General features: G+C 44.3%; 15 protein-coding genes. 3 read left to right on the forward strand and 12 right to left on the reverse strand.

Annotated elements, in window-relative coordinates:
• Window positions 1–163: 163 nt before the first annotated feature.
• Complete coding sequence (locus AC503W_RS19535) at window positions 164–712, reverse strand: REP-associated tyrosine transposase (RefSeq protein ID WP_427685905.1); 549 nt, start codon at window positions 710–712, stop codon at window positions 164–166.
• Window positions 713–857: 145 nt separating this feature from the next.
• On the opposite strand from AC503W_RS19535, the gene AC503W_RS19540 reads away from it, so the two are divergent.
• Window positions 858–2,480, forward strand: coding sequence for a hypothetical protein (locus tag AC503W_RS19540; RefSeq protein WP_427685906.1), 1,623 nt, complete (start codon window positions 858–860; stop codon window positions 2,478–2,480).
• Entirely contained in the window at window positions 2,473–5,445 is a 2,973-nt protein-coding gene (locus AC503W_RS19545) for a DEAD/DEAH box helicase (RefSeq protein WP_427685908.1), read from the forward strand. The genes AC503W_RS19540 and AC503W_RS19545 overlap by 8 nt, the downstream gene beginning before the upstream one ends.
• A 35-nt stretch (window positions 5,446–5,480) precedes the next feature.
• Here AC503W_RS19545 and AC503W_RS19550 read toward each other — a convergent pair whose 3' ends face one another.
• From AC503W_RS19550 to ssb, 9 genes are all read right to left on the reverse strand, one after another.
• On the reverse strand, window positions 5,481–5,903 hold the full coding sequence (locus AC503W_RS19550) for a hypothetical protein (protein WP_402954813.1): 423 nt from the start codon (window positions 5,901–5,903) through the stop codon (window positions 5,481–5,483).
• Window positions 5,904–6,102: 199 nt separating this feature from the next.
• Window positions 6,103–9,843, reverse strand: a complete 3,741-nt coding sequence (locus tag AC503W_RS19555) for a S8 family serine peptidase (protein ID WP_427685910.1) — start codon at window positions 9,841–9,843, stop codon at window positions 6,103–6,105.
• A gap of 221 nt (window positions 9,844–10,064) precedes the next feature.
• Window positions 10,065–10,967 carry an ABC transporter permease gene (locus tag AC503W_RS19560; protein ID WP_402870427.1) on the reverse strand — a complete coding sequence of 301 codons (903 nt, stop codon included), beginning with the start codon at window positions 10,965–10,967 and terminating at the stop codon, window positions 10,065–10,067.
• A gap of 12 nt (window positions 10,968–10,979) precedes the next feature.
• Complete coding sequence (locus tag AC503W_RS19565) at window positions 10,980–11,984, reverse strand: ABC transporter permease (protein ID WP_427686050.1); 1,005 nt, start codon at window positions 11,982–11,984, stop codon at window positions 10,980–10,982.
• Between the two features lie 116 nt (window positions 11,985–12,100).
• Window positions 12,101–13,720 carry an ABC transporter substrate-binding protein gene (locus AC503W_RS19570; RefSeq protein ID WP_427685912.1) on the reverse strand — a complete coding sequence of 540 codons (1,620 nt, stop codon included), beginning with the start codon at window positions 13,718–13,720 and terminating at the stop codon, window positions 12,101–12,103.
• Between the two features lie 41 nt (window positions 13,721–13,761).
• The gene (locus AC503W_RS19575) at window positions 13,762–14,730 is read right to left on the reverse strand and encodes an ABC transporter ATP-binding protein (RefSeq protein WP_402954822.1); all 969 of its coding nucleotides are present in this window, start codon (window positions 14,728–14,730) and stop codon (window positions 13,762–13,764) included.
• Complete coding sequence (locus AC503W_RS19580; protein ID WP_427685914.1) at window positions 14,711–15,715, reverse strand: ABC transporter ATP-binding protein; 1,005 nt, start codon at window positions 15,713–15,715, stop codon at window positions 14,711–14,713. The genes AC503W_RS19575 and AC503W_RS19580 overlap by 20 nt, the downstream gene beginning before the upstream one ends.
• Before the next feature lie 322 nt (window positions 15,716–16,037).
• Complete coding sequence (locus tag AC503W_RS19585) at window positions 16,038–16,310, reverse strand: hypothetical protein (protein ID WP_402954828.1); 273 nt, start codon at window positions 16,308–16,310, stop codon at window positions 16,038–16,040.
• 18 nt (window positions 16,311–16,328) lie between these two features.
• Window positions 16,329–16,694, reverse strand: a complete 366-nt coding sequence (gene ssb / locus AC503W_RS19590; protein ID WP_427685916.1) for a single-stranded DNA-binding protein — start codon at window positions 16,692–16,694, stop codon at window positions 16,329–16,331.
• 320 nt (window positions 16,695–17,014) lie between these two features.
• Here ssb and AC503W_RS19595 point away from each other — a divergent pair, with 320 nt between their 5' ends.
• On the forward strand, window positions 17,015–17,461 hold the full coding sequence (locus AC503W_RS19595) for a YwpF family protein (protein WP_402870411.1): 447 nt from the start codon (window positions 17,015–17,017) through the stop codon (window positions 17,459–17,461).
• 64 nt (window positions 17,462–17,525) lie between these two features.
• Here AC503W_RS19595 and AC503W_RS19600 read toward each other — a convergent pair whose 3' ends face one another.
• Together AC503W_RS19600 and fabZ are read right to left on the reverse strand one after the other, a co-directional pair.
• A complete protein-coding gene (locus AC503W_RS19600) occupies window positions 17,526–17,840 on the reverse strand; it encodes a hypothetical protein (RefSeq protein WP_402954837.1) in 315 nt (104 codons plus the stop codon).
• 274 nt (window positions 17,841–18,114) lie between these two features.
• Entirely contained in the window at window positions 18,115–18,543 is a 429-nt protein-coding gene (gene fabZ, locus AC503W_RS19605; protein ID WP_402870407.1) for a 3-hydroxyacyl-ACP dehydratase FabZ, read from the reverse strand.
• Window positions 18,544–18,545: the final 2 nt, after the last annotated feature.

The following is an 18,545-nucleotide window of genomic DNA, read 5'->3' on the forward strand; positions in this document are numbered from 1 at the left end:
ATTCCGACCACAACATATTCCAAAACCTGTATACAACATTTCAAATTCCAAGCCCAAATGAAGTATAATAAAGAGATGACCTCGAAATGGTGCCGGGAAATGGGGTCTGACCCCTTACCGAATGTTCCATACCCCTTGACTGGCAAAGGTTTTTGGATTTTTGTTAAGTTTGGGAAATAGGGTCTGACCCCCGCATGACGTAGGTTTCATAGTTCTGTGGGGTTTGGAAGTAATGAAGGATTCGTGTGGGGTTGACGTGTTTGCTTGGTTTTCCTGTTTGGAAGACTTTGTAGCTGCTCCACTTATATTCGGCGGGGTTTTTGACGATATTGGCTTGTACAGGGTTTAAATGGATATAACGGCTCGTGGCAGTGAATTGCTCGATCGATTCGATTAAGACGGAATGGTAACGACCTTGGAAGAGGTGACCATCATGGTCATGCCGTTTATTGAAGGAGATGGCATAGCGGGAATTCAGCTTATGCATAATATCACTAATCGGGTGTTGTTTCGTTTCGAGGAGTAGATGCACGTGGTTCGTCATGAGGCAGTAGCTATGGAGTTCGAAGTAATACCTTTCTTTCGTTTCCTCTACATAACGCAGGTAACGAAGGCGATCCTTGTCGTCTAAAAAAATATCACTGCGGCGGTTGCCGCGGCTAGTAATATGGTACATCGCACCAGGGTACCATATCCTCGGTCTACGAGGCATGAACATCATCCTTTCCTATGCCGGGAAATAGGGTCTGACCCCCATCCGGTGTTGTTAAAGTACTGATAGATCAATGATAATACAAAAATATAATTTTGGGAAATGGGGTCTGACCCCTAAAGGTGACCCCAAAAAGGAGGAGAGTATGGAGCGGGAGTTGTTGTTTGTTGGGGATCGGCTGGCGGAGTTGTTGGAGCCCGGTGATCCGGATGATTTGGCTGTTGTGAATGAGGGTCTTCAGTTATATCGCCAGGGGCTCGTTGATCTGAAAGAGGAAGCGGAAGACTTGATTACCGCGGAGGTGCAGGATGGCACGCGCTATAAGGCAAGGCTGAATTTACTTTTCCCTCAGGATGGAAGCTGCACCTGCGATTCCAGGTTTATTTGCCGACACCAAATGGCCGTATTCTTCTCCGGATATTCCGAGCACGCCAGTGTGTCCGATTGGGTTAGCGAATGGAACGCGCCAAAATCCACACCTACCCAGGCTTTGCAGCAGGTAAAGCGGGCAAGTGAAATATTTAAACATACAAAGGAGAAATCCATCATTTTAGAAAAAAGCTATCCATCATGGAAGCAATTCGTGCACGATACCTTCACTGAGCAAGTGGAGCCTTATATAGAGGAACCGCCTTACATGATTGAGAATCATATACAGACTTTCTTTAAACGTCTCAGCTCCAAAACCCCGATGGAACGGGAATGGAAGCTGCTTTATCATTTTGTGACCCATTTTTGTACATTGCAGCTGACTATGAGAATGATCCAGCTACATAAAAGCAACACCCAAGCGGTCCGTGTCTTTTATGCGCTCGCCGCCGATTTGGCCGAAGAGCTTCATGAAACGGTGCAGCCACTTAGCAGACAGGCCCGTCCCTTTGCTTTTGACCCCTTCGTCTTTAGCATTAAGGAAGATGTAGCGAAGCTACTGGATGGCAGCGAAGGGCTGGAGTATGAAAAAATCGACCTCTACCGGGAAATCTGGAGCTACCTGTTCACCACATCTTCGTGGCGTAAAGAGGAGCTAAACCGAGTTCAGGAGGAACTGCCCAAGCAATATGCAGGCACGACGGAGCGCATTTCCTATACCCTGGCTACGATTCACCTATCTCTGATGGAGAATCAGGACCGACAAGCGATCGAGCTTCTCCACGAATTGAAGAAGGAAGCCTGTCCGTATATTTTTTATTGGCTGGAGTTCCTTTCCGATTCAGAGGACCGTACCCGGGCCATTCCTTTCATTGAATTCATCAACGCCCATGTTCAGGAATTCTTGATTGACCTATCCGATTATTATCAGCGGGTCGATTTTGTCCGGACCTTCACGACCCTGATCACAAGCTGTTGCTTTAAGTTGAAGCGGAATGACTTGCTTGAGAAATTCTTTCGGGCTACCCTTCCCCATAGCTATTGGAACTATGCGAACTTTCTTTTTGAACAGGGCCAATATAAAAAATGGGTGGAGATGCATATCTACTCCGAAATCAGCATTGACTTAATAAGCACTGAATCCATCAAGGAAGTCGTCTCAAAGGATCCGGAAGTGATGCTTCCCCTCTATTATCATGCGGTACAGGAAAAAGTGTCCTTGAAAAACAGGCCAGCCTATAAACAGGCAGTCCGTTATTTGAAAAAGATGCGTACCATCTATAAAAAGATGAAAAAGGAAGAGGTATTCGAACGGTATATGCAATATGTAGTCGATTCGACGAAACGACTGCGCGCTTTTCAAGAAGAATTAAAAAGGGGAAAGCTAATCGATGTTTAATACAGGAAAATTAAAAATCAAAATAGCGGCTCTCGAAAATGGATCCTACGTCCTTGGTGTCGTCAATGAAGAGAATAGCTTCCTCAATACAAGTTACATTCGAAGACTGCTGTTCAACTGGGATGACGCCAGTTTTTATGGCACAAAAATGACGACAGATACAATAAACGAAAACCCTGTTTTCATTCTTGATGCCTGGGGACTGCTGAACTTTTTCGCGAAGGAAAGCTTTAACTCCTTTATAGAATGGGAATGGTCCGAGCTCTCATCCTTATGCCTATCCGCAGCCCCCGTACTTCATGAATCGATTGAAGCGGGGATTCCTGTGCCCGATTTCACGAATTTACAGTTGGACTCCATCGGTTGGAAACTGCCGGAAGAGGTCGAAGAAGAATTCCTTCCTTCCTTTTGGGAAGAGGAGATTCCTTTGGACCTCCCTTCACCTGAAGTGGAAACCAATCGGACCTTTATCGAGAAATGGTATAATGGCGCCGCTAATATGTATTTGAAGACCTACTCGCCGATGCACAATAAATGGAGCGAAGCAGTTGGGGCCTTAAAGGATTCAAGGCTTTCTCCGGAAGAGTTGCAGGCCTTTTTCGATCAGGACAGCTGGCAGGAATGGCTTGGCGTTAACTCGGATCCTAAACCCTTCACCATTGGCCTACGCTTAACCGAACCACCTGAAGGAAATGGCCCATGGAAGCTAGCCGTCACGCTTCGCTCTAAAAAAGATGAAAGCATCATCGAAACGTATACTGGCAAGAAATTGCCGCGTGGCTGGAATAAGTACGCAAGTGAAGTCGTACGGGCGACGAAACGCTGGCAGCTTGTCGTCCCATGGATCGGGGAAAAGGGCCGGTTAAAAAGCGAGCTTTCCGAAATCGATGCCTGGGAGTTTTTGACCGATGCAAGCGAAAAGCTGCTATTTCTCGGTGTCGAAATCCTCCTTCCATCCTGGTGGGTCGCTTTGAAGGAATCCTCCCTCAAAGTGAAGGCAAAAGTGAAGAGCCAATCGAATCGCGGCCCTTCCTACGTTGGGCTGAAAGCATTGATGGACTTCGACTGGAGATTCTCCCTGAACGGTAAGGAGCTCACTGAGTCCGAGTTCGCGGAGCTCGTCGATGAGAAGCGCAGGCTTGTCTATATCCGTGGCCAATGGGTCAAGCTCGACCCCGCTTTCATCAAGCAAATCCAGAGTCTGATGGAAACTGCCAATGAAAAAGGCATCCAACTGACCGATTTGCTGCAACAGGAGCTTTTAAATAGTGAAGGGGAAGAAATCGAGGATGACCCTGAAAACGGCGAAATGCTCCGAATTCAATTCGAATTGAATCAGGAGCTTAGAAAAATGGTCGGACGACTGCGGGAAACCAAGAACATTTCGATCATGCCAGTCCCTGGGACACTGCAAGGTGATTTACGTCCCTATCAAAAACTGGGCATGAGCTGGCTTCTGTTCTTAAGGGAATATGGTTTTGGCGCGTGTCTCGCCGACGATATGGGACTTGGGAAAACTGTCCAGATGATTGCCTACCTCCTTTATGTCAAGAATGCCGAAGCGACTGACAAGGAGCTACCTACCCATGAGGAAAAGGTGCAAACGAGCGAACCCATCATTGTCGATGAGGAAAGTGAAACGGAAAGCGCCGATGAGGTCGAAGTAATCACCAACCCGCCTGATCATGTTCCTGTTCAGGCCGCGTTGATTGTCTGCCCTACATCGGTACTCGGCAACTGGCAGAAGGAACTGGAAAAATTCGCTCCATCACTCAAGGTTCACCTTCATTACGGTTCGAGTCGGTCCAAGGGTGATGCGTTCATTAAAAAAGCTGCTACCCACGACATCATCCTGACTTCGTATGGCCTGACCCACCAAGATGTGGAGGAATTGTCCTCCATCCATTGGAGCAGCGTCATCCTTGATGAAGCACAGAATATCAAAAACGCCCAAACGAAGCAATCCAGGGCGGTCCGCAAGCTTGATGGACGTCATCATATTGCCTTAACGGGTACACCGATGGAAAACCGCTTAAGCGAGTTATGGGCCATCTTTGATTTCATTAACAAAGGCTACCTGGGAACGCTTGGTCAATTCCAGGAAAAATACGTGACCACCATCGAGCGGGAAGAACAAAAAGATAAAATCAAAGAGCTGCAACGCTTAATTCAGCCCTTCCTGCTTCGTCGGACAAAACGGGATAAAGAGGTCGCATTGAACCTGCCTGATAAGCAGGAACAAAAAGAATTCGTGCCGCTCACCACCGAGCAGGCTTCATTATATGAACAGCTAATCAAGGATACCTTTGCAGACATCGAGCAGTTGTCCACCTTTGAACGCAAAGGGATCATTCTGCAGATGCTGAATAAACTGAAACAGCTCTGCAATCACCCTGCCCTTTATCTAAAGGAAACTGAAAAGGAAAACATCATGATGGCAGCTAGCCGATCCGGGAAGCTTGAGAAGCTAACGGAAATCGTGGATGCTGTCCGCGAGCAGGAGGAAAGCTGCCTCATTTTCACCCAATACATCGGTATGGGGAACATGATGAAAAAACTGCTCGAAAAACGCTATGGCTTTGAAGTTCCCTTCCTGAACGGAAGTGCGAACAAGAAACAGCGTGATGATATGATCACCCGCTTCCAAAATGGCGATTTCCCAATCTTCATCCTTTCGTTGAAGGCTGGGGGCACAGGCCTGAATTTAACGGCGGCAAACCATGTCATTCACTATGATCGCTGGTGGAATCCTGCGGTTGAAAATCAAGCCACTGACCGTGCCTACCGCATCGGGCAACAGCGGTTCGTTCACGTTCATAAATTGATATGTACCGGGACGCTTGAAGAAAAGATCGATCAGATGCTCGACAAAAAACAGGCGCTGAACGATGAAATCATCAGTAGTGATAACTGGATCACAGAACTTTCCACTGATGAAATCAAGGACCTCGTCTCTCTTCACTAAGTTTTGCTAGTTAGACCACTCAATAGCTTTCCTGATTAATCGGGTTTCAAGCTATGGGTGGTTTTTCTTTTTGTGTTCCAATCTTTCGGATTGACTATAAAAAAAGATTGGTAATTTCCATGACTGATCATGATATGCTCCAATGCTGTTGTAAGCGCTTCACCTTTATTGGGCAAATATCTCTCTGAGCGTTCTTCAATGATGACCTTTTCTCTATGGGGATCATATGTGATCGAAGTCTTAGCCATATCCTTTTCAAAAAGCGAAAGGGTTACATCCGGAATAAGCGGATATTCTTGATAAGACGAATCGTGCCGGGGTTCCTTTTCAAATGGAGAATTAGCAAGTTGAAGTGCATCAAAGAAACTCGTTTTTGCTAGTGACCTATCATAATTTTCATATTTAACTGTAACACCACGACCATATTCCTTCGTAGTCAGACCTTTTTTAAAATTCATCGATTTCCTCCTCTTGTTTAGTTCCATATACCTATTTCGGTATCATCATTTTATTTTCCTTCTCTATTTCAAAAAAAGAATGCTTCTCATGGATTACGTTATAAGCAACGTAATAATCCATAAAACGTGTGAAAGGGTGTATACGCAGCCTAAACATAAGAAAAGCAGCCCCCTCTGTAAAAAGGGAACTGCCATTCTATTATCGTTTCGCTTTATAGATGTAGGTCGTTTTCTTCGTCTCATTTCCGGCAATATCCGTGACCTTCCATTCGAATGTATTGTTGCCCACTTCAAGTGGCAACTCAACATCCTCTATCGTTTCTTTAAAAGAACGCATTTTGTACGGTTCCTTAAATTCATGATAGAATACTTCACTTCCGTTCAAGTAAAGGCGGATTTCATCGAAGTTGTCCTCGACGGTCACATCCACTTTCGGGTTCGGTTTTTTGGCCCCTACCATCAGGGGTGCTCCTTTGACCTTCAAGCTTGGTTTCTTTGTGTCCACCATGAACATCCGTTTGAAGGAAATTGTATTACCGACTATGTCCGTTGCTTTAACCACGAAGCTTTGGACGCCGTCATTGTATTTCTTTTTATACGAGAATTCGTATTGTTTCTTCTCTTCATTATATTTCACTGGGACATTTTTATCGTCGATCTTGAATTCATTGATGCCAGATGCTTCTTTAATGTACCCCGTAATCGTCACATTCTTCGTATTGGTCACGCTCATCACTTCAGGACTCGTGATAAAGACGGATGGGGCCGCTTTATCTTTTTCTACCGGCTCCGTATCCTGAGTCAAGTCCGCTTCAGCTGTCTTTTCATTACCTGCGAAGTCAATGGCAACAACCTGTACTTTCTCACCCTTCACATCCGGCAAAGTATATTCCTTTGTATCCGCAGCTAGCGGTTCCGTTATGATTGATTTCCCGTCTATCTGCACATCGTAATACGCCAAGCCTGATCCATTGGCATTATCCGATCCTTCAATGGCGACCACCTTGCCACTTTTTGAAATCTTGACCATAGGCGCCACTGTATCGACTTTGACAGGGATCTTATACGTCTGCCATTTAGCTCCCTCGTAATCGATCACTGCTTTGACTTCATAGATATATTCGCCGTCTGCAACGAGCTTATTATTGATTTTGCCATCCCATTTACGGGCGGGGTCTAACGTATAGGCCGTCCCGCTTCCGCCGTCATAATAGTCCTTCCGCACCTGATTCTCCGTAAGGATTGTCCGGACCGATTTTTTCGAGTCATCCATGATATTAAATTCTACTTTTTTCGCATTTCTCAAGAATGATAGAATCGGGATAAAATCATCCTGCGCTCCATCGCCATTCGGGGAGATCGCGATATATTTCCGGTCAAATATCTTTCCAACCGGCTCATAACCCAGGTAGGTAAAGTCTTCACCTGCAGTTGATACCGCCCCAGCCATGCCGTAGTATGATTCCTCATCATATTTCGTCCCGTCCAAGATAGGTGCCTTGTCCCATTCTCCTTTGAACCCTACATATGGAACGTTCAGTTCTGGATTATTGTCTGCCGGGTCTTTCAGTGTCACGAACCCTTCAACAAAGTACCCATTTGGAAAGACCTTATCGATTGCGACTGGCGTTTGGAGGTCGTCCCCAAGCACCTTAGCCTTGGATAGGTCCACCTTCACTTCAATGTTGACCGATTTCTTTGCAGGTATAGTGATTTCTTCTTGTTCACGGTTATTGATTTTTATCGTAGCATCCTGAATTTCCTGTGCTTCTAATTGATTGGCTGCATAACCAAGCTGTCCCTGAATCGAATAGTCTGTTTGGATATTCCCCAATACATCATATTTGACCGCTTCGTCACTTATATTTTCAACCTTCAAAGTAAAAGCGAACGTATTTCCAACTTCTTTCAATGCAACCTTCGCAACATTCGTAAATGCCTCGGTCACGACCACCGGCGTAGCCAACGCGGAATTCAATTGCATGATCCCGGCTCCCTGCCTGCGCGGCGAGTAGGGAATATCCCATCCAAATGCAGCATTGACCATGCCTTGATCGGTTACAGGTCGAGAGGTATTCATCATTAGGTTTTTGGCCAGATTTGCCCGATCGAAACCTTTTGCATTCAAGTCTTTATCGACTCTTTCCAATACGAGGGCAGAGCCTCCCGCTACGTGAGGAGCCGCCATCGATGTACCGCTCATCATGCCGTATTCATCATTGTTCAATGTCGAATAGATTTGTCCGCCCGGCGCTGTGATTTCCGGTTTGAAATCAAGGTTCGGCGCGACGCCCCATGAAGTAAAAGCACTCATTTTCCCAGCCTCGGGATTAGCTGATTTCACCTTATCCCCCTTGAAAGTGAGCGTCACTTTTTCACCTTCCGATAAGGCGGCTTGCAGCTTCGCACCATCCGATTTAAGCATGAATAGCTGTGGAATCGTTATGCTAGGCTCTGTTGCCATGGATACGTATCCATCGGCATTGTTATAGATGATGACACCTGTTGCTCCTGCATTCTGAGCATTTTGCGCTTTTTCGATAAAAGTGATTCCCCCACGCTCGATAAGGGCAAACTTGCCTTTGACATCCACCTTGGCTAGTTCCTCAGGGGTTCCAAGGCCTGCATCGACTAGTTCGTGCGTCTTTTCCTTTAAAGCGTTAGGATGCACACTGGAAGCCGACATGAACGGTGCTTTCCCTTCCTGCCCGTTCAACTGATAGGTAGCAGCATCTAAATCAAGATAGTTGTTTTCAATCGATGCCACTTGAAGCGAATCATAGGCAAGTCCCGGAGAACCCGCTATGCCGATGTCTGGATTCGTTGCCCATGGATTCGCGAACCCATTTCCGAAGTGGGCAGAGTTTCCTGCGGAAATCGACATCACGATTCCATTTTCCACGGCCCTTGATACGGCCTGTTGCTCAGGATCTTCCTCTGAGACGAAGCCTGCCGTCGAACCAAGACTCATGTTCAAGACATCTGCCCCAAGAATAATGGCATCATCAATGGCCTTGATGTAAATATCCCCCCAGGTCGTCTTCACAGCAGGGTCATTCCCGAACACCTTCAAAGCTAAAAGCTGGGCTTCAGGGGCCACCCCTTTAATGCCGCCATTCTCTTCATCCCCATTAGCCGCTGCGGTCCCGGCAACGTGCATCCCATGCATCGAAGCTCCCTCAGCAAGATCGAGGATTTCTTGATTGTCATCCATATAGTTATATCCGTAAGGGACCTTTTCCGTATAATACTTTCCAAGTAACTGGTTTGCTTGTATCATTTCACTGACTTCCGTTTTCGTCAGTTCCGCCTTTGAAGCATCACTGAGGATCATGTCACGGTGAGATGGGTCAATCCCGGTATCAATGATTCCGACGACCATCCCTTCCCCCGTATAGCCGTACTCCCTCCAAGCTTCCTGGGCTTGGACCAGTTCCTTGCTATATACCATATCCGGTTTTTCAACAGGTCGTTTATATTCATTCGCAATATGTACTTCAGCCACTTCAGGCAAAGCTGCCACTTCTTTGACTTCTCCATATTGTAGCTCTGCACTGAACCCATTCAAGACTGTCGTGAAACTTTCAAATTCCTTTAAAGCTATCTTCTTCTCTTTTACTTTATTTTTCACTTTTTTCTGGCCTGATAGTTTTTTAGACTTTAATTCTTCCCTTTTGCTTTTAGAAAGGTCTTTAAATCGTTTACCTTCCTTAGAGGCATATTCAATGGCCGGGGCTTCCTTCATCTGTACGATAACCCTGACCTTTTCATCGGTTTTGTACTTCTTATCTGTCTCTTCTTTCTTCAACTTCAGGATACTTTCCTGATTTTTCTGTCCCGCATTCTTTCCAATCGAAGGATCAGGAAGATTGGCAGCGGAAACCGTTGCTGTAAATACTAATAGAAAGATTGCTAGAATGGGCAAAATGCGTTTAATCAATGAATGATTCCTCCTATAAAATTAGAATTTTCTATATTTTTCCTTATAGGTATAAAAGTATCACACCCTTTATCATGAATTTAAGAGATAATAGTCACTATTTTCCTAGAAGACTCTAGTATAATATGTTTATTTTTCAATACCTGTCATCATTAAGAGATTATGGAAAATATCAAGGCGCAAAAAAGGCGGTGATTATGAAAATCACCGCCTCTTCCTCTTTAGTTTTTCATTCTTGGATCCAATGCATCACGTAGGCCATCGCCCATCAGGTTGAAGCCAAGTACGGTCAACATGATGGCGATCCCTGGGAATAGAACGGTCCAAGGCGCCTGAATGATGAACTGTCTCGAATCAGCAAGCATTTTTCCCCATTCAGGTGAAGGTGGTTGTGCACCCAGCCCAAGGAATCCAAGCGCTGCACACTCAATGATGGCGGTCGCGATCGCTAAAGTCCCTTGAACGATGATGGGCGCAAGGCTATTCGGCAGGACGTGGTGAATCAAAATCCGACCATCCCCCATACCAATCGCCTTAGCGGCCGTTACATACTCCTCTTCTTTTACAGTCAGAACCCGTGATCGCAAAAGTCTACCGAACGTAGGCACATTGACGATTGCAATCGCGATGAGTGCATTGCGCAGAGATGGTCCCAATACGGCAACAACCGCTATGGCTAGCAGGATGCTCGGAAACGCCAGTACAATGTCAAACAGCCTCGAAATGATCGTGTCGATCCACTTGCCATAATACCCGGCAATGATACCGAGGAAAGATCCGACCACTACAGAACCGGCCACCGATAAAAAGCCGACCCATAGAGATAAGCGAGAGCCATAGATGATTCGGCTCAAGATATCGCGGCCAAACTCATCCGTGCCAAACCAATGCTCTGACGAAGGGGACAAATGTTTATCGCTGAGCTTCTGCCCTTCGTAGGAATAGGGTGCAATAAGCGGGGCGAAAATAGCCAGTATAATGAAAAATAGGACAATGCCGAGGCCAACCAGGGCAACCTTATTTTTCTTGAAGCTTTTCCAACCTTCCTTCCAGGGAGAAATGGCTTTTTCCTCTACCTCTTGAGGGGGAATGATCGGCGGTGTATTCGTAACAATTTCAGCCATGAGATATCCTCCCTATTTATATTTAATCCTAGGATCAATCGCTGCATACAAAAGGTCCACAATCAAGTTAATCATGACGAACAAAAAGGCGATGACGAGAATTCCCGATTGAATAACCGGATAATCCCGGTAAAGGATAGCTTCATAGATATATGTTCCAATACCCGGCCATCCAAAGATGGTTTCCGTTAAAATCGCGCCACCCAATAGTAGACCCGTTTGCAGACCGATAACGGTGACCACTGGAATTAAAGCATTTTTCAGGGAGTGCTTATAAACCACCCAGAACATTTTCATGCCCTTCGCGCGAGCCGTCCGGATGAAATCGGACCTCATGATTTCTAGCATGGATGAGCGTGTCATTCTCGCAATGATCGCCATCGGGATGGTTGCAAGTGCAATTCCCGGTAAGATAAGATGTTTCACCACTTCAATAAATTGATCGAATCTACCGGAAACAAGAGTATCTATTAAATAAAAGCCCGTTATCGCTTCCACAGGGTCTCTTATATTGTCCCGTCCAGTTGTTGGAAGCAAGTCCCACTGAATCGCAATGAGATACTGTTCCATAAGACCAAGCCAGAATATCGGCATCGATACGCCAATTAAGGCGACGATCATGGCCGTATAATCAAACCAGGAATTTTGGAACCATGCCGATATGATTCCGGCATTTACGCCGATGATAACCGCTATGATCATCGCAATCAGGGCCAATTCCATCGTGGCCGTCAAGTAAGGCCAAATTTCCTCTGAAACAGGGGTATTCGTTTTTAGAGAAACCCCTAGATTGCCTGTTAACAGGCCAATTAAGTAATCCCAGAACTGAATGAACCATGGTTGGTCCAAACCAAGCTCCTTTGTCATGGCAGCGACGGCTTCTTTCGTTGCCTGCTGCCCTAATATTACCTGGGCGGGGTTTCCCGGTATCGCCCGAATCATCATGAATACAATAAACGCCATTCCGAGAAGCACCGGAATGAGAGAACCCAAACGTCTTATGGTATAGGAAAACAAAACATTCACCTGCCTTTTTTTACACATGGGCTTTTAATCGCCCTTCATTCTTTACCTCTTTAAACTTCGCATGACAAAACCGGGGAGCATACATTCATACCCCCCGGTCCGTACAATTAATTTTCGATTGACACGTTAATTAGAGACTGAGAACCTGTAGGATGCGGAACGAATCCTTTGATTGTCTTAGTACCAGCTAATTGTGGCAACGAATGTACAAGTGGTACCCAAGGTGCTTCTTCATGTATGATTTCCTGTGCTTTTCCATATAACTCATTACGCTTCGCTTCATCTGCAGTAGATTGAGCTTCAATCAATAATTTATGCACTTCTTCGTTTGCATAGCGAGAGTAGTTGTTTGAACCGATTGTATCTTTATCCAATAATGTATAAAGGAAGTTATCGGCATCTCCATTATCGCCAGTCCAGCCAAGCATGAATGATGGAGCTTCACCGGCTTGTACTTTTTCCAAGTATGCAGCCCACTCATACGTCTTGATATTGGCTTCAATATTGACTTCTTTCAGACTTGCTTGAATGGCTTCAGCGACTTTTTGACCATCAGGCATATATGGACGTGGTACCGGCATGGCCCATAGATCCATTTTGAATCCATCTTCAAGTCCAGCCTTTTTCAAAAGTTCTTTTGCCTTTTCTACATTGTAATCGTAGTCTTCAATTTCATCATTGTATCCAGAAACGGATGGTGGCATCGGGTTCTTCGCAGGCTCAGCCGTTCCTTCAAAGAAGTTATCGATGATTTCCTGTTTGTTGATCAAATGGGAAATGGCTTGACGCACTTCTTTTTTATCAAATGGCGCTTTTTCAACGTTAAATCCAAAGTAGCCAACGTTCATGGATGGACGTTCAAAGATTTGAAGATTTTTGTCCCCTGTCACTTTGCTGATATCACTTGGGTTCAATCCGTCCATTAGGTCGACTTCACCTTTGATTGCTGCATTCAAACGAGCCGAGTTATCTTTGATGACTTTAAACGTGATGCCATCAAGTTTTGGCAATCCTTCTTGCCAATAGTCTTCATTTTTCACGACTTCAATCGTGTCGCCTGGTTTCCATGATTTGAACTTGAAAGGACCCGTTCCAGACGGATTCTTGCCGAAATTGTCTCCATCTTTCTCAACTGCCGTTGGACTTGCAATGGCAAATGGTGACATCGCAACGTTTTTCAAGAATGGTGCTTGTGGGCGTACTAGTGTGAATTCCACTGTGCTATCATCAAGAGCTTTTACTTCTTTAATCACGTGGCCTTCGTCACCTTCAAAGCCACCGAACATGGAAGCATAGTAAGCAAATTTCGCTTCATCCTTACTTGTTGCCCAGCGCTGAAAGTTCTTAACGACCGCTTCCGCGTTGAAATCCGTGCCATCGTGGAACTTAATGCCTGTTTTCAGCTTGAACGTATAAGTTTTCGCATCTTCGGAAACTTCCCATGACTCTGCAAGACCCGGTTCGATTTCCGTATTGTCTTCTCCGTATTTCACAAGTGTTTCATAGATTTGCTGTGTGACGATATAAGACTCGCCATCCGTTACGATAGCAGGATCAAGTGAAACCGCATCTCCGCCTTTACCGTATATTAAAACCCCGCCGCCCTTTGCCTCGCTTGAGCCGCCTTTTTCGTCATCCTTATCTTTCGATGTTGATGATGAACAGCCAGCAAGCGCAAGTGAAATGGCTAAAATACTGGTTAACAATAAAGCTAATGTCTTCTTCATATTCTTCCCCCTATTTTCTATAAATTTATGTATACGTCCTATCAATTATATAAATGACAAGAGACGTAGTGACCTGGTTTGTGTTCCTGTAAAATTGGTTTTACAGTCTTGCATTCTGGCATCGCTTTCGGGCACCTTGTATGGAATGTGCATCCGCTAGGCGGGTTGGATGGACTCGGGACATCGCCTTGCAATATGACCCTATCGCCCTTATACTCTACATCCGGAATCGGAACCGCCGATAGTAAGGCTTGTGTATACGGATGTAGCGGATCTTCATAAAGCCCTTCACTTTCCGTCAATTCAACAATATGTCCTAGATACATCACGCCTACCCGATCCGAGATATGCCTAACGACTCCTAGATCATGGGCAATGAAAAGATAAGTGAGGTCAAAATCCCTCTGCAAATCTTGTAGGAGATTTAACACCTGTGCTTGAATGGAAACATCCAAAGCCGAAACAGGCTCATCCGCGATAATCAGCTTCGGATTGACGGCTAGAGCCCTGGCGATGCCAATACGTTGCCTCTGACCACCACTGAACTGATGTGGGTATCGTTTGGCATGGTAACTGCTTAACCCAACAACCTTAAGTAGCTCCTGCACACGCTTTTTCCGTTCTTTCTTATCTTTGACACCATGGACGATGAGTGGTTCTTCCAATATCTTTTCAACCGTGTGCCTAGGATTGAGCGAGGCGAATGGATCTTGAAAGACCATTTGCATTTCGCGGCGCATCTTCCTCATTTCACGGGTGGATAGTGTCGTCAGGTCCTTACCCTCAAAGTAGACATTACCTTCACTTGGCTCGAGTAATCGAAGCAAAAGTCTGCCCGTCGTCGATTTACCGCATCCGCTTTCACCGACAAGGCCAAGCGTCTCCCCTTTGTTTATGGAGAATGACAAGCCATCGACGGCTTTCACCTCGCCGATCGTTTTACCGAGCACTCCCCCTTTGATTGGGAAATGCTTCTTCAGGTTTTCTACCTTAACTAATGGTTGAGTCATGCAATGGTGCTCCTTTCGCATCTTCGTACAGCCAACAACGCACTTGTTGCCCTCCATCAAACGCCAGAAGAGACGGGGTTTCATTCAGGCATTGCTCCATCGCATGAGAACAGCGAGGGGCAAACTGGCAGCCAAGTTTGCTCGTTCCCGGTTTTGGCACATTTCCAGGAATTGAATAAAGCCGTTCCTTCTTTACGCGCATATCAGGAATCGATTGCAGGAGGCCAATCGTATACGGATGCTTCGGGTTTTGAAAAACCGTTTGCACTTTTCCCTCCTCGACCACCCTTCCGGCATACATGACTATGACACGCTCACACATTTGTGCCACTACACCAAGGTCATGGGTGATCATCATGATTGCTGTATCTGTCTCCTTGTTCAGGTTCTTCATCAATTCTAAAATCTGGGCTTGAATCGTGACATCCAAGGCCGTGGTAGGCTCGTCCGCTATAAGTAGCTTTGGCTCACAAATCATGGCCATGGCAATCATGACACGCTGTCTCATCCCGCCCGAAAGCTGATGAGGGTATTCATCTATCAGTTCTTCGGCTCGTCCAAGCCCAACCAACTTCAACATTTCGACCGCTCTTTGGCGGGCCTGTTTTTTATTCCATTTTCTATGTATCCGAAGTGTCTCCACCAATTGTTCTCCAATTGTGAAGACAGGGTTCAAGCTTGTCATTGGTTCCTGGAAGATCATAGCGATTTCATTTCCCCGAATCTTTCTCATTTTAGCTTCAGATGCGTTGGCAATGTTACTTCCCTTAAACAATATTTCCCCTTCTACCTTACCGGTAGGCGAAGGCACAAGCCCCATGATAGACAAAGAGGTTACGCTTTTCCCACAGCCCGATTCCCCGACAATTCCTAACACCTCACCAGGATTGATATGAAAATCGATGGAGTTCACGACAGGAATCTCTCCATCGTCAGTACGAAAACTCGTTCGTAACCCGTTGACTTCAATAATTGGAATACTCATAATATCACTTCCTTTATATCCATATTTTACATTTTTAATATTATTTGGTTTATTATTACATCAAACTTAACATTTTACAATATATTTTCTTAAAATTCTAACTTAACAGAATAATATTTTTTATTTAGTTCTATAGTATTAGCTTCATAAAAAGAATGACTGTACAAGTACAGTCATTCCAAAAAGGGGAAGAATCAAGCTTTTGATTCTTTTTATGAGGGGATTCGGGGACACTTGCGGGGAAAAGCCAAGTCGGCTTGGGGAAATAGGAAAATAACAGGGACTTGCCACTATTAGTATACTTTTCGAAGGGTATCGCTTTTTATAATTCACCAACTTTCTCTAAATTTGTAACCCTTTTGTCTAATTTTTCATTATGTTCATGTAAATACTTGTTATACGATTCTAATTGGGCTACTTTTAACCTGAGGTGTTTCAACTCATCTTCATTCTCTTTTGTTTGGACATGGGTCTTGGCCACATGCCCAATTAAGTCACCAATGAGTTGTTCTACTCGTTGCTTATCCTGCATCGAACTGAACAGGAGTCGGTTTCGCTTCTGCCCGTTGGAAAGCATTCCACTTTTTTCACTCATGCTTCACCTCCAAGTAAGCTATAAACCAATATGTTCGAATTCCTTTGCCTTGCCATCATTCTGTTGCTTAGTCCCTATGAATTGAACCAGCTCGGCAATAACTTCGGTGACATATACTTTTTTACCCTCTTGGTTGTCATATCTCCTCGTTTGAATTCTGCCCGTAATCCCGACAATCGAACCTTTTTTACAATATTGTGCTGTATTTTCGGCTGTTCTTTTCCAAAGGGTACAGTGTACAAAGTCAGCCTCGTAATCCCCTGCATTACTACGAAAATTACGGTTCACAGCTAAAGTAATATTGGAAACCGCCTTGCCATCTGGCGTATACCTTAATTCGGGATCCTTCGTCAATCGTCCGACAAGAGTTACCTGATTTATCATCTTCTTCCTCCTTTCCTTTCATGATTTAATCATAAGATTTTCTTTTAAAAAGGGGAAATCGACAAAATGGACGAATGCCACTCATTTTAGCTTTAAAAAACGTTATATTACACCCATAACTCTTTTTTGCAGAAAACTTGTTTACTAAAAAGCTTAAACCTATCAATTTGGACTTTTTTTTACTTTTAGCGTATTTTTAGGTTTATCATTTTAAAAAATCAAAATATTCTAGTATGATATAATTACCTTTAAAAGGAATTAACAGGGATAAATGGGCATTTGACTGTCTTCTTCATAAAGGCAAGGAATGGAGGTATTTAATGAAATCTTTCAAATTAATCTATCTACAGATTGTTACAGAGGATTCACGATTAATTGATATACCCTTAGCCGATGGACTCATCATTAATAAAGAAAATGATATCAGCTCGTGGCTCCTAGAGGCCTTTGTGGCAGAAAAACATTTTCATGAGTTTGCATCCTCACTTCCTGATATTGATGGAGAAGTGACCATTCAGGCTGTTATAACGAAAAAAGACAATGAACCCGCTTTATTCGATACCGTCCTGCGCACCATTAAAAAAGTCGATGGTCACTATAGCCTTTTATTTGTCGGCCATATCAAAAAAAACCACACAAAATATGCAGAACTTCTTCTTGAGGATTTAGTCTATAAAGGCTTGGAGGGCGAGGATTTAATCAGGGAATTCAAGAAAAAAATTAAATCCAGACCTAAACTGGCCACCTATAAATCGTCCATAAAATAAAAAACTGGCTTAGCTGAAGGGAATTACACCCGCCATTGCTAAGCCAGTCCTCTTTATATGCCTTTTATTTGTTATCTTTGCCTTTTTTCTCAGCATCTTCAATTAAATCATCGGAATCATTGTTGTTGTTCGTTGTATTGTTATTGTCATCGCCATTCATCGTATCATCATTTTCGATCATACCGTCGTTATCCGTATCAAGATTGTTATTATCGTTTCCAGTGCCTCCGTTATCATCGACACCATCATTTTGATTTTCTTCGATCATGTTGTCATTCTCGGGTGCAGGATTGTTGTCATCATCATTTCCACATCCAGCAAGGAACATGGCAGACATCAAAGATCCCCCGATTAGCGCATAAAGTCTTTTCTTCATCATGAGTAGGTAACCTCCCTTCATTCTTTATCATTTAGTATTTTGCCCGAATGTAAAAATAACTTGCGCCTTATTTTTAATTAGTAAAATATGCTTGAACTTCTGCATATAAAAGATGCCGGACATAAATGTCCGGCATCAAAGGGAGAAAAAATGGTTGTACACAACTAACTGCAATCATTGTAGCTATCAGCTGCATCGTATATGTATTATGTACACCTAATTCGTTCTTCTTAAACATTCTTGCTCAAAATGTCCATATTTAGCCCTTTTAAGCTTATTTATCTCCAAAAGCGAACATGATTTCCGTTTCACAGGCAACTTCGCCATCTACTGTTGCGACCGCTTTTCCTTTACCAACCGATCCCCTTAACCGAATAATTTCTACTTCGAGGCGGAGTTGATCTCCCGGTTTTACCTGGCGCTTGAAACGACAGTTATCGATTCCTGCAAAAAAGGCCAGCCGCCCTTTAAATTCTTCTTGTTTCAATACAGCTACAGCACCTACTTGCGCTAACGCCTCCACAATCAATACACCCGGCATAACAGGGTAATCCGGAAAGTGGCCATTGAAAAATTCTTCATTGGCTGATACATTTTTTAATCCTACAGCTCTTTTCCCATCTTCCACTTCAATAATCCGGTCAACTAATAAAAAAGGGTAACGATGGGGGATGATGTCCTTTATCTGCGTAATATCTAACATGG

Source organism: Peribacillus suis (assembly GCF_059384845.1).